Raw genomic sequence first — 12,341 nt, 5'->3', positions numbered from 1 at the left:
ACTATTCCCGGCTGGCTTTGCCACTGAAACGGGTAATCGGTTTCTGCTCTTCGCGGTCAATCTGTTGTGAGAAGACTTCAAGCGCGGCGAAGATCGGGCGCAGTCCACGCCACAGATCTTCATCATTGAGCAACCGGATAATGCCGCGAATGCCTGGCGCGGCTTTCTCCTGACGTGCCTCATCGCGCGCCGGTTTAACCGCCATTGCGGCATCACGAACCGCCAGCAGCAGATGATTAAAACGCTCTGGCGGCACGCTGCCCAGCGTCATCATCAGCAGCGAAAGGTTTTGCAACGCGTTCTGGGTGCCGGGCTGATTAAGGCCCGAGACCAGAATTTTCCCCACCTCACTGTTTGACTTAACCAGATCGTTCGCCAGCCGCAGAAAGCCATGCTGGTGAAGATTTTCAAGCAGATCATCCATCTCCTCGCGGGCGGTCGGCTCGGTGCGTGTTGGCGTGACCTGATATTTCATCCGTTCTGCCATTAAAATTTCTCCGGTTTGTCTACGTGTTCAGGCGGTTCACGGTAGCCTGCCTGCTGCCATTTTTGTTCAATCGGCAGATGGTCCAGCGGGGTCCGACTACCGTAGCGGAAGTTATGCAGCGGCAACGGATTGGGCTGCGTCCGCCGTTCGATCCGCTTCATGTTCACGGCAAGCTCTTTATAAGCCGGTGTGTTGACATCGGGGTCGTGATGTTCGCCGGTCAGTGCGTTGACGCCATCCTTACCATGATGAATTGGCATAAACAGCACGTTACCCGCCACGCGCTCGGTGATGACAACCGGGACATCCATCGAGCCGCGCCTTGAGGTAATGCGCACCCACTCTCCCTCAGTCAGTGCGCGCGAGGCAGCCAGTTCAGGTGAGATCTCAACAAAGGCATTAGGTGACAGTGACATCATGCGGCCACCCTGCCCGGTCTGGTTCATCGACTGGAAATGCTCCAGCATCCTGCCGTTATTCAGCAGCAGATTGTACTCTGCATCCTCCTGCTCGGCGGGCGGCTGCCAGCTCAGCGGATAAAGGCGCGCTTTACCATCCGGGAAATTAAACCGTTCCGTGTAGAGACGCGGCGTGCTTTCACCTGCGGCGCTGACCGGCCAGAGTTGCGACTGCCAGCCGACCAGTTGCTCATAGCTTACGCCTGCGAAAATCTCCGCAATACTCGCCGCTTCCGCCATAATCGCGCCCGGGTTCGGGTAGTGCCATGGGTGACCGAGACGGGCGGCGAGTTCGGTGAAAATCTGCCAGTCGGGACGACAGTCGCCCAATGGCTTCATGGCGGGGGAAAAGTGCTGAATGCGCCGCTCGGTGTTCACAAACGATCCTTCTTTCTCCACGCTGGGCGCACCGGGTAACACCACATCGGCAAACTCAGCCGTGCGCGACATGAAAATGTCCTGAACCACCATAAATTCCAGTTTGCTGAAGGCAGCATGCACGTTATCTGAGTCAGCATCGGCAAACGCAGTCTCTTCGCCGGTGATGTACATCGCGCGGATTTTGCCTTCACCCGCCTCCTGTACCATTCTGAAGTTATCCGCGCCGGGCTGGTCAGAGAGTGCCTCAGGCGCGACGCCCCAGGCGCGCGCCCATTTCTCCCGCACCGCAGCGTCTGTGACTTTTTCATAGCCGGGATAGAGGTTGCTCAGGCAGCCGAAGTCGCTGGCACCCTGCACGTTATTGTGCCCGCGCATCGGATAGCCGCCAGTCCCAGGCCGGCCATAGTTGCCCGTGACCAGCAGCAGGTTCGACAGCGCCGTGCTGGTGTCGGCCCCGTGGCTATGCTGGGTAATCCCCATCGCCCACAAGATACAGGCGCTGCCCGCCTGGCCGATCATCTCCGCCGCCTCTGTGAGTTCAGCTTCGCTCAGGCCACAGATCTCGCTGGCATAGTCGAGTGTAAAAGCACCGAGCGAGGCGCGGTACTCTTCAACCTGATTAACCCGCTGTGACAGAAACGCGTCATCGGCATAACCGTGATCGAACATATATTTCGCCATCGCCGAGGCCCAGACAATATCGGTGCCAGGCCGGATGCGCAGATAGCAGTCAGCCCGCTCCGCCATTTCGTGACGGCGCGGATCGACAACCAGCAGTTTCTGACCGCGATGTTTATGACTCTGTTTGATGTGTGAAGCGATAACCGGATGGTTCTCGGAGAGGTTGCTGCCGACGAGCACAATCAAATCGGTCTGCTGCAGATCATCAATCGTTCCGGCGTCGCCGCCGTAACCCACGGTGCGGAACAGCCCTTCTGTGGCCGGGTTCTGACAATAGCGTGAAGAGTTATCGACATTGTTTGTGCCGAAGATTAAGCGGGCGATTTTCTGGGTCAGATAGGCTTCTTCATTACTCGCCTTGCTGGAGCCGATAAAACCTATTGCGTCACCGCCATAGTTCTGGGCAACGCCACGTAATCCATCAGCAACCCGCTGTAATGCCTCATCCCAGCTGGCAGGCCGGAAGCGGCCATTCTCGCGAATCAGCGGCGTTGTCAGGCGTTCCGGGCTGTTGACGAAATCCCAGCCAAATTTGCCTTTAACACAGGTGGAGATGCCATTGGCTGGCGCGTCGGCAACCGGCTGTACTTTCAGGATATGACGATCGCGGGTCCAGATCTCAAAGCTGCAGCCCACACCACAGTAGGTGCAGACTGTTTTGGTGCGTTTGATCTCAGACTGGCGCAGCGCCACGTCAATTTTTGACACGCCGGTAATCGGCTCCATGCCGATACTGTTTTCCAGCGTTTTCACAAAGTCGATAAGCGGGCGCTTCAGCCCTTCATCCATGGCGGTAAACGGGCCAGCATCGGGCTGCATGGTTTTTTCCAGCAGTGCATTGCACGGGCAGACCGTAACGCAGTGTCCACAGCTGACGCAGCTGGAACCGGCGATTTCTGTGCCGCCATCCCACAACACGCGTGGGTGCGCCTGGGTGTAGTCAATGGAGAGCGTCTCGTTGACCTCGACATTCTGGCACGCCTCGACACAGCGACCGCACAAGATGCACTGGTCAGGGTCGTAGGTGTAAAACGGATTGGAGTGATCTTTCGCGTAAGGCTTGGGCTGATGAGGATAGTACTGAATCGGAATGTGCATATCCGCCACGGCGTTATGAAGCGTACAGTCACCGGTGTTATGTTCGCAGACGGTGCAATAAAGCTCATGACGATTAAGCAGCCTATCCATGCCCTCCTGCTGCGCGGCTTTCAGCACACTGCCCTCACTCCGAACCGACAGACCCTCTTCAGTACGAAGCGTACAACCGCGAACCCGCTCGCCATTCGCATCTACCCAGCAGACATCACAGCTTTGCAGCGGCGTTAACGCCGGGTGATAACAGACATGAGGCAGTTTTTTCCCGTGAGTATCCAGAAAATCGATAAGCGGTTGATCAGCTAATCCTTCTAACCGTTCACCATTGAAAAGAATGGTGCAGTAATTTTCACTCATATGAGCCTCATGACGACATGGCGAATAGCGCTGGCTGGAAAAATATTCCCGAAATTAAAGGGTTGCTTCACAAGCTTAGTGAGGATTATCAGCCGCGCCATGAATACCGCTACGCTTATTGAGGTTACTCGCTGACAGGTAAGGCTTTTTTAAAATGTAATGACTTCTTACCGGATGAAATCGGGGGTTTTTATGACAAAAACTTTCATGGTAATGACATAGAGAACCTGAATGCTGCCTGGCAATGATCACTCTGTTGCCTGACCTTTGATAACTAATCTTATTATTTGTATGTTGTAACTACAGAGTGTTTTTTTGATGTGTATCGTATGAATCGTCGCGCTATTCAGTCAGAAGTAAGTTAACCACTCATTGTCGGTTACCGTGTCGCTTATTCCAGAGATGAATGACGCGCTGGCACGAACTTATTACAGCATTAAAAATGCCTGGAATATTTAATCCAGTGAGTAATTTTATGGACTATTTCAGCGTATGGCGATCACTATTCAGCTGGCCGCAAGGAAACGCTCTGTTGAATGCAGAAATATGGCGCTCAGATTACAGACCAATACCCATCAGATCGGAATGACGACGCTCAGCCCACAGAATAACGCTCACGATTTAATCATATCTATCAGTAATTTATCTGATTTTTAACATGCTGTTAATTATAAGATGATAATGATAACTGTTATGGTAACATCCTGTTGACCCTGCCGGATGCTCACTGTTCAGGGCCTCTTTACACATCATGTTTAATTAAATTATCAGTAAATCCCTGGCTGGATTGAGGTCCCTATGAATCCCATCGTATATATTGTTGACGACGACGCTGCTGTGACTTCAGCATTGCGTAATCTGCTCAGCGCCGACGATTACACGGTTATCTCTTTTTCATCGGCTGATGATTTTCTGGCTCATGTAATGCCTCCCCTCCCCTGTTGCCTGATTCTCGATATTAATCTGCCCGGCGCAGATGGATTCGATGTCGCACAGGCGTTGCTTGATCGCGGTTACACGATCCCCACTATCTTTTTAACCGGCTTCGGCACCATTCCGGTCACAGTGCGGGCGATGAAAACCGGCGCTTATGAGTTTCTGACTAAACCGGTAGATCCCGATCGTATGTTGCAGGCGGTAGCGGAAGCGTTGCGCATCGCTGAAGAGAATATGGCCTCCTCTGAGGAGCGGCGGGAAATATTCCAGCGACACCAGACCCTTACGCCGCGTGAAAGCGAGGTGATGCTGCTGGCGATTAGTGGCCTGCTGAATAAGCAGATTGCCGCCGAAATGGGCGTCAGTGAAATTACGGCTAAAGTCCACAAGCGGCGGGTGATGGAGAAGATGAATGCGCGCTCTCTGACCGATCTGGTGCGTGCGGCTGAGCGGCTCAATATAGATCATACCCGCCGTCGCTAAGGCCAGCTTCTAAAGCTGGCCCGCACGCTTATTCCAGTGGCAGCGTAAACCAGAAACGGCTGCCGCCTTCCGGCCGGTTCTCTGCGCCTAACTCTCCGCAGTGCTTTTTGATGATCCCTTTGCTGATGGTTAATCCCATGCCCATGCCGCTTTTTTTGGTGGTGTAGAACGACTCAAAGATTCGTTTACGCACTCCATCAGGCAATCCGCAACCGCTATCCAGCACCTCAAATCGCAGCGTATCATCCGTGGGATTCTCTGAGGTGAGGCGAAGCACGGCAGCACGCGGTAGATCATCGGACATAGCATCGATAGCATTGATGACCAGATTAAGGAGCACCTGCTGAATCTGAACGCGGTCGCAGAAAATATCTGCCCTGGCCGCCTTAAGTTTCAGTTCCAGGGATATGCCCCGCCGTTCCAGCTCGATCCGGGAGAGCGCCAGAATATCACGGGCAATCAGATGCAGATTTTCCTGGGCAAAACGTGGTTCATGATTGCGGGTCAGCGCCTGCAGACCGCGAATAATCTCTCCGGCACGTTTACCCTCTTTGATGATCTCGTTCAGACTGCTGCTGGCATTTTCCAGCATCAAGGGGTCACGCTTTAACCAGCGCAGGCTGGCACCCGCGTTAGCCACGATTGACATCAGCGGCTGATTAATCTCATGGGCGATGGAAGCCGTAAGCTGCCCGACGGTGGTGGCGCGGCTGACCCGAGCCAGGTCTGCCTGCGCCAAACGCGCGCTATCTTCTGCCTGGCGCTGTAAGGTGATATCCGAAATGGTGCCGAAATACTCTTTCACCTCCGGGAAATTGTCCACCGGTTCTCCGATGCCTTTAATATAGCGGCATTCTCCATCCGGCCTGAGCACACGGAACTCAGCCTGCATACTGCGCCCCTGGCTGACGCTAAGCGTGACCAGTTCACTGATGCACGCATGATCATCGGGATGAACGCGGGTGAGAAAGTCAGCCATCGACAGCCCTTTTTGTTCCGCTGGCAGGCCAAGAATGCGGCCATATTCTTCAGAGACCATCATCATGTCCTCTGTCACTTCCCAGCGCCAGGTGCCGGTATGACTGATCTTCTCGCCAAGCATCAGCGAGGTTTTACTGGCTCGCAACTGCTTCTCAACCCGCCGCCGATGCGTGTTCTCCTCCAGCAGCTCTGCGTAGAGCCGTGCGTTTTCCAGCGAAACAGCCGCCTGCGCACTCAGGGTTTTCACGATGTGGGAGTGCTCAGCAGTAAACGCATCGGGCATCAGGCGGTTCTCCAGGTAGAGCACCCCGACCAGGTTGGCCTGTCTGAACATCGGGACACACAACACCGCTGCGCCCGAAGCCACCAGATAGGGATCCTGGCTGAAGGGACTGAACGCCTCCGGTTTGCCGGTGCGTATCTCCTGGCCGGTTCGGATCACCGCTGACAGCACGGATAAAGGCAGGTCGGTCGCGAGAGGTCGCTCTTTGACAATCTGCACCCGCACCCCCTCTGCCCTGCTCTCTGCCCAGGCCTGCGTCTCCGGCAGATTGCCATCCAGAATCCGGATGAGCCGACAGCGCTGAGCACCGGCGCGCTCCAGCAGCATGCGCATCAGGGTATGTATCAACCGATCAAGGTTGATCTCCTCCGTCAGGGCGCGCACGGCAGTCAGCACGCTCTCCATGTCATAGAATGCGGCATCCTGGGTAAACGGAATCGTCGCCAGTGCGCTGTTTTGCAGTGGCGCGGACAGATGCGGATAGCGCTGCTCCAGCTGGCGCACCATCGCCTGCGCACCCCAGTTTTCCCAGCTTGCCATTGCCGCTTTAATCCAGGCATCTGCCGCGGTATCAAGCTGCAAAGCCTTACAGCAGCGGCCTGCCAGCTGATTCGCCAGCGCATGAATGTGCAGATAGCCCGCCTGTCTGGAGAGACGAATAGCCAGTTCATACTGCTGCAAAGCTTCGCCCGTGTTGCCATCAAGACGCGCACACTCGGCCCTGAGCAGAGCATATTTGTCTGCAAACAGACCGGGGTTGAGGTCAGCCCAGTCAGCAAACTTGTCGAGATGGCCGCGCAGGGCGTTGCTGTCAGCCGCTTCAGGCTGGTGACTCAGTGACAATGCGCGGTAAAAATGAAAATCCATCAGATAGATATAAGCGGGCACTGCGCTAATCAGCGGACGAACCTCCTCAAAACAGCGCAACGCCGCCCGGTATTCAGCCGCAAAAAAATAGGCCATTCCCCGATACAGACCGGCCCAGAACCGCACCATCGCTTTAGGGCCAGATATCGGCCCCGGCTCACTGCCCGCAATCAGCGGCAAAGAGGTGATGCGATCCTCTGCCCTGAATCCGTTACTGTTACGCAGTTGCATCACCAGTTGCTTCTGCATAACCAGAACGTTCTCGACATCGGGATAATATGATTTGCGGGTAAACGCGAGTCCACGCTCAATGGAGGTCAGCACCGACTCAAGATGGTCGCCGCGTGTCAGCGTGTTCATGATCTGATGACGCAGCGAGAGGCAGGCAAAAGAGCGGTCGCCATGCATCACAGCCACGCGAAAACTTTCACGGGCACACTCCACGGCGACATCCAGCGGCTGTGTCCAGATCCCGACCTGATCGAGTGGCAGCAGCGTGCGTGCTTTATAGCGGATAAAGTTATGCTTTTCCACCAGCTCACGCGCCACCCGGCCACAGGCATAGCTAAACTGCCAGGCCTGATAGCGGTCGCCAGTCAGCACGCTGAACCAGGCAAGGCCAAACGCAGAAGCCCCTGTCATGCCCTGGTCCAGCGTCATCTCCAGCATCCGGCAGACCAGCATCAGATGCAGCTGCGGGCAATCATAGGCGGAAACAAAAATCGTGCTGGCCATCAGGTTCAGCACCGACTCCGTTTCGGCATTGTTGTTCAGCGGCAGTCGTGAAAAAGCGGCCTGCGGGGAGTCGCCAATCCGCGTTCTGAGCGACAGCCAGGCGGCGTCGATCTCCGCCTCATCCGGATTACGGTTGAAATGCTCACCAAATACCGCCAGCCAGGCGAGTGCGGTTTCCAGCGCCAGATGATTGTCAGACTGGCGCATATGAATTTCAGCTGAGAGACAGGCAGCCCTCGATTTTTCACTGAGCGTTCCCGGCTCACGCAGCAGTCGGGTACAGAGCGATTGTGCGTTGCTGAGATTACCGTGCAGAAACTCGCACTCTGCTTCATCAAGAGCCAGCATAAAGTCATTGCCGGTCACCATCCGCTGGCTAAGCCGCTGGGCGGTGCGCAGATAGCGCAGCGCCGAGAGATAGTCTCCCGCACGCTTTGCTGCCTGTGCAGCGCGCAGACAGAGCGGATAATAATGTTCCCGCTCTGCGACACTCAGCGGCAGTTCAGCAATCATGCCAATGTGATAAACCGCGCGGAACAGTGTTTCACTGTTATCCACCGTCATCACCGCGTCTGACAGCCAGGCCGCCGCCTGCTGGTGAAGATGCTGTTGCTGCCGGCGGTCTGGCAGTAAAAATGCCGCGTTGTGAACCCGATCGTGGGTAAAAGCGTAGTTGCCGCCCGTCAGGGTGATAAATCGACTGCTGACTGCCGGTTCAAGCTGCTGCTGAAGCCGTGTAACAGACGTTCCACTGATATGACTTATCAGCGACAGTTCGCCACTGGCACCCAGGCAGGCCAGATCGCCCAGTAGCTGCCGCGTTATCTCCGGCATCCGTACCAGCTGATTCAGCACCAGCGTTGCCACGTTGTCGGTGTACTGACGCGCAATCAGTGCCTGGCTGTCGTAATGCCATTTCAGCGCGTTCTGACGAAAGTAAATGACCCCATCTTCCACCGCCTGACGAAAGAACTCCTGCACAGAGAGCGGATTACCGCCGGTTTTGTCGAAAATAATCTGGGCCAGTTCGCGATGGCCGCCGGGACGGGTATGCAGCCTCCCCGCCAGCCAGCGACCGACCCTTTTCACGCTGAGCGGCTGTGGCGTCAACGCCACGACCCGCGCCGAAGATTCTCTGATCCGCAGCAGAAAACCGGCAATCATCGGACAGGGCATCGATTCGCCCTCCCGGAAAGCGAGCACCAGCATAAAAGGCAGATGTTCACTACGACTAATCAGCGTTTCCAGCAGTTGCAGCGTGGCATTATCTGCCCAGTGAACATCATCAATCAGCATCACCAGCGGGCGACCCGGCGTGGCAAAAGCCTCAATCAGCGCACACGCCATCTGGTTAAACTGCTCGCGGGCGTCCGGGGCATGGCGCACCACGGGCGGCAGTGCCCGGATATTCAGCAGCTGTTTTAATTCGGGCACCAGTTCAATGGCTAAATCGGTATAACCGCCCAGTAACCGCAGCAGTCGCCCCCGCCATTTGCTGACTTCCGGGGCGGACAAACCCAGCAGATAGAGCGTGACCGTGCGAAACGCGGAAGCGATTGCGGCATAAGGGGCGGCTGGCGAATGCTGATCGGCCTTGCTGGCGGCCAGCAGAATCTGTCGGTGCTGCAGGTTTTTCAGTGCGGAGGCGAGAATGGCAGATTTCCCCGAGCCGGGCGCACCGCTCAGCATCATCAGGCTCTGCGTACCGCTGCGGTTAACGGCCTCCAGTGTGGTCAGTAACAGACGCGCCTGCGGATGCTGCGTGAACAGCGTTTCGGGCCGGAAACTGCTGCTGAACCGCTCCTGCAGACCAGGCGTGAATGGCGCAATGGTGTTTTCCGCTGTGAGGGTTGCCTGACAACGCCGCAGATCGGCCATCAGTCCCTGCACGGTCTGATATCCCTCTGCGGGCGACTTTGCCAGCAGGCGCAGCAGAATCACCGAGAGCATTGGCGGCACATCCTCTCTGACCTCATCGGCGGGCCGGGGTGCGGTCGCAATGTGATGATGAATCCACTCAGCTTCACCCGCGTCGAGTGATCCAAACGGCAGTCTGCCGGTCAGGTACTCGTACAGCACCACACCCAGGCTGTAGAGATCGCTGAGGCTGCTGACCGGATGCGGCGTGCGGCCGGTATGCTCAGGAGACATATAGGCCAGTGTACCGCCTGAGGCGCGCAGACAGGTTTTGTCCGCCGATTGTGCTGCCAGCGAGGCCAGTCCAAACCCACCCAGGCGGAAGCACCCATCGTCAGTGACAAAAAAGTGACCCGGCTTGATATCCCCATGCACGATGCCCTGATGATGCGCCTGACCGAGCGTGTGGCAGAGCTGCAACGCCACCTGCAGGTAGTCGGCGATGTGTTCAGGTGGCGTGGCGAGATTGTGAGCCAGAGTACGAAACGGAAACGAAGGGTAAATCAGGGCGTAACGATTGTGATATCGGGTGGTGCCGGTGGCGGTGATTGCCCAGCGCGGTGAAAGATAGCCTGCCAGGGCACGCTCATTTTTGAGCCGCTGCGTCGCCTGAAAAGTGACATCGTCACTTTGACCGGTGGCGATAATCAGAGATTCACCTGAGTGGCAGCGCGCCAGTATCCAGAGCAGGCAGCCATCCTGCGCCAGCGGCGTCAGCGTATCGAAATGGTCAATCGCGATCCCTGCGTCGTCACTTTCCTGGACATTAACCGAAAGCATGCTCATCAGCGGGCTTCTCCCCTGGATAACTCACAACGGATCAGTGTCAGCAGCGTATCAACATCAATGGGCTTTCGCAAAAACGTGACCGCACCCAGGGCGATGGCATACCACAGTGTTGTTTCTTCCGGATCGGCTGAGATAAAGATGACCGGGGGCAGCGCTGTCTGCTGTTTCAGGAGGACAAAAAGCTCAAAGCCGGACATGCCCTTGAGTCCGACATCAATAATCAGCATGCCCGCCTCGGAAAGGGCATCGTCATCGCTCAGGAGCGCCTCACCGGACTCATATAAACGCGTCGGGTAACCGTCTGAGTGCAACAGATTGCTCAGTCCACTGCGGACCGCGTGTTCATCATCAACAATGATAATACGCTGTGACAGCGCCATGCAGTTATTCTCCGGAACGCCTCACTGTGCGGTACACGAGGGCTTAAGGGGTGTTATCGCCATCGGGTGGCGGTGTCCCACTGATTTTTGGCACACACTCATGGCGAAACCACTTCAGCGTCACCGGCTGACGGCGAAGCAGACGCTTAGTCAGAGGAATGATCTGTTCCCCCACCAGCATGCCGAATAGCCCCAGCAGAGCAATAATCGGCGGTGCCGGAGAGTTAACGTTAATCAGCGCATAGATTACCCCGGCAAGCAGGCCCACCGCGAGAGAAATGATGTACGATTTCAACATGTTCAGCTTGTCCGCAACAGGTTTATTTCAGGCTGAGCGCTGAGCGGCTGAGGGAGGGTCGCATGCGCTGCTGGAATAACCGCCTGCATCAGCGCCCCGCCCAGTAACATTCCCAACAGGCCCACCAGCGCAATCGCGGGCGGAGCGGGTGAACGGACGTTAAGCAGGCCATAAAACAGACCAATCAACACCCCTGCCGACAGGGAAAGAAGTAAAGGATTCATGACCGGGCTCCTGTGATGCCTGTCTGCTGACCGGCAGCGCGTGCCGACCAGCAGAGTGACGCTTAGCGTACCGGCGCGTGAACCGGTGCCAGAGTACGGTGTTCGCTTTTCTGACGTGATGGCGCTTTATGCACCATGGTGTAAGCGTAATCCACACCAATGCCATAGGCTCCTGAATGCTCTTTAGCAATATTCATCACCGCATCGTAAGTATCACGATTGGCCCAGTCACGCTGCCACTCCAGCATCACCTGTTGCCAGGTCACCGGCACGACACCCGCCTGAATCATGCGCTGCATTGCGTAGTCGTGCGCTTCTTTGGTCGTGCCGCCTGACGCATCGGCCACCATATAGATTTCGTAGTCGCCTTCCAGCATCGCGCAGAGCGCAAAGCTGTTGTTACACACTTCCGTCCAGAGGCCGGACACCACCACTTTTTTCCTGCCGTTTGCCGCCAGCGCATCACGCACTTTCTGGTCATCCCAGGAGTTCATTGAGCTGCGCTCCAGAATGTCCTGTCCAGGAAAGACATCCAGCAGTTCCGGATAGGTGTGACCCGAGAAGCTTTCGGTTTCTACCGTGGTGATGATGGTCGGGATGTTGAAGACTTTTGCCGCCTTCGCCAGCGCAACGGTGTTGTTTTTCAGCACCTGGCGGTCAATCGACTGCACGCCAAAGGCCATCTGCGGCTGCTGGTCGATGAAGATAATCTGGCTGTTATGAGGCGTGAGGACTTCAAGCTTAGCGTTGGACATGCGTTCACCCATAGAGGTTAAGTAACGGAATTTCCGCCAACTGGCGCGGAGCAAAAAGACGGGCAGGACAGGTTTATTTTCCTGCTGCTGCCTTGTCTGGTCGCAGTGTAGGGCGACGTGCCACGGCAAACTATTATCTCTGCGTATAACTATACGAAGGTATAGGTATCCCTCTGTATAACTAGACGGCCCCTCAGCCCGCTCACCATAATCCGGCTTATTCGTGCCCTGCTT

8 protein-coding genes are annotated in these 12,341 nt (G+C 56.1%); 1 reads left to right on the top strand and 7 read right to left on the bottom strand.

Going from position 1 to position 12,341, the window contains the following annotated elements; genetic code table 11:
- Position 1: 1 nt before the first annotated feature.
- Together F3I44_RS14425 and fdhF are read right to left on the bottom strand one after the other, a co-directional pair.
- Positions 2-487, bottom strand: a complete 486-nt coding sequence (locus F3I44_RS14425; RefSeq protein ID WP_150011481.1) for a DUF1641 domain-containing protein — start codon at positions 485-487, stop codon at positions 2-4.
- Positions 487-3,459: a formate dehydrogenase subunit alpha gene (fdhF, locus tag F3I44_RS14420; RefSeq protein ID WP_150011479.1), complete on the bottom strand. Its 2,973-nt coding sequence runs from the start codon at positions 3,457-3,459 to the stop codon at positions 487-489. Before fdhF ends, F3I44_RS14425 begins: the two co-directional genes overlap by 1 nt.
- A 798-nt stretch (positions 3,460-4,257) precedes the next feature.
- Between fdhF and F3I44_RS14415 the strand changes: the two genes are divergently transcribed.
- On the top strand, positions 4,258-4,878 hold the full coding sequence (locus tag F3I44_RS14415; protein WP_150011477.1) for a response regulator transcription factor: 621 nt from the start codon (positions 4,258-4,260) through the stop codon (positions 4,876-4,878).
- Between the two features lie 28 nt (positions 4,879-4,906).
- Here F3I44_RS14415 and F3I44_RS14410 read toward each other — a convergent pair whose 3' ends face one another.
- The 5 genes from F3I44_RS14410 to F3I44_RS14390 all read right to left on the bottom strand — a co-directional run bounded on the left by F3I44_RS14410 (position 4,907) and on the right by F3I44_RS14390 (position 12,107).
- Entirely contained in the window at positions 4,907-10,447 is a 5,541-nt protein-coding gene (locus tag F3I44_RS14410; protein ID WP_150011475.1) for an AAA family ATPase, read from the bottom strand.
- Complete coding sequence (locus tag F3I44_RS14405) at positions 10,447-10,830, bottom strand: response regulator transcription factor (RefSeq protein WP_150011473.1); 384 nt, start codon at positions 10,828-10,830, stop codon at positions 10,447-10,449. Before F3I44_RS14405 ends, F3I44_RS14410 begins: the two co-directional genes overlap by 1 nt.
- Before the next feature lie 43 nt (positions 10,831-10,873).
- Positions 10,874-11,128, bottom strand: a complete 255-nt coding sequence (locus F3I44_RS14400) for a XapX domain-containing protein (protein ID WP_150011471.1) — start codon at positions 11,126-11,128, stop codon at positions 10,874-10,876.
- Positions 11,129-11,130: 2 nt separating this feature from the next.
- Complete coding sequence (locus F3I44_RS14395; protein WP_150011469.1) at positions 11,131-11,352, bottom strand: DUF1427 family protein; 222 nt, start codon at positions 11,350-11,352, stop codon at positions 11,131-11,133.
- A 62-nt stretch (positions 11,353-11,414) separates the two neighbouring features.
- A complete protein-coding gene (locus F3I44_RS14390) occupies positions 11,415-12,107 on the bottom strand; it encodes a hydrolase (RefSeq protein ID WP_013196231.1) in 693 nt (230 codons plus the stop codon).
- Between the last annotated feature and the right edge of the window lie 234 nt (positions 12,108-12,341).

This window comes from Pantoea sp. F_5, assembly GCF_008631595.1.
GTDB classification, from domain to species: domain Bacteria; phylum Pseudomonadota; class Gammaproteobacteria; order Enterobacterales; family Enterobacteriaceae; genus Pantoea; species Pantoea gossypiicola.
This window is presented reverse-complemented; position numbering and strand designations above follow the sequence as displayed.

Excerpts from the sequence above, each read along its gene's own strand:
- F3I44_RS14425 (WP_150011481.1), bottom strand. The coding sequence starts at position 487 with ATGGCAGAACGGATGAAATATCAGGTCACGCCAACACGCACCGAGCCG.
- fdhF (WP_150011479.1), bottom strand. The coding sequence starts at position 3,459 with ATGAGTGAAAATTACTGCACCATTCTTTTCAATGGTGAACGGTTAGAA.
- F3I44_RS14415 (WP_150011477.1), top strand. The coding sequence starts at position 4,258 with ATGAATCCCATCGTATATATTGTTGACGACGACGCTGCTGTGACTTCA.
- F3I44_RS14410 (WP_150011475.1), bottom strand. The coding sequence starts at position 10,447 with ATGAGCATGCTTTCGGTTAATGTCCAGGAAAGTGACGACGCAGGGATC.
- F3I44_RS14405 (WP_150011473.1), bottom strand. The coding sequence starts at position 10,830 with ATGGCGCTGTCACAGCGTATTATCATTGTTGATGATGAACACGCGGTC.
- F3I44_RS14400 (WP_150011471.1), bottom strand. The coding sequence starts at position 11,128 with ATGTTGAAATCGTACATCATTTCTCTCGCGGTGGGCCTGCTTGCCGGG.
- F3I44_RS14395 (WP_150011469.1), bottom strand. The coding sequence starts at position 11,352 with ATGAATCCTTTACTTCTTTCCCTGTCGGCAGGGGTGTTGATTGGTCTG.
- F3I44_RS14390 (WP_013196231.1), bottom strand. The coding sequence starts at position 12,107 with ATGTCCAACGCTAAGCTTGAAGTCCTCACGCCTCATAACAGCCAGATT.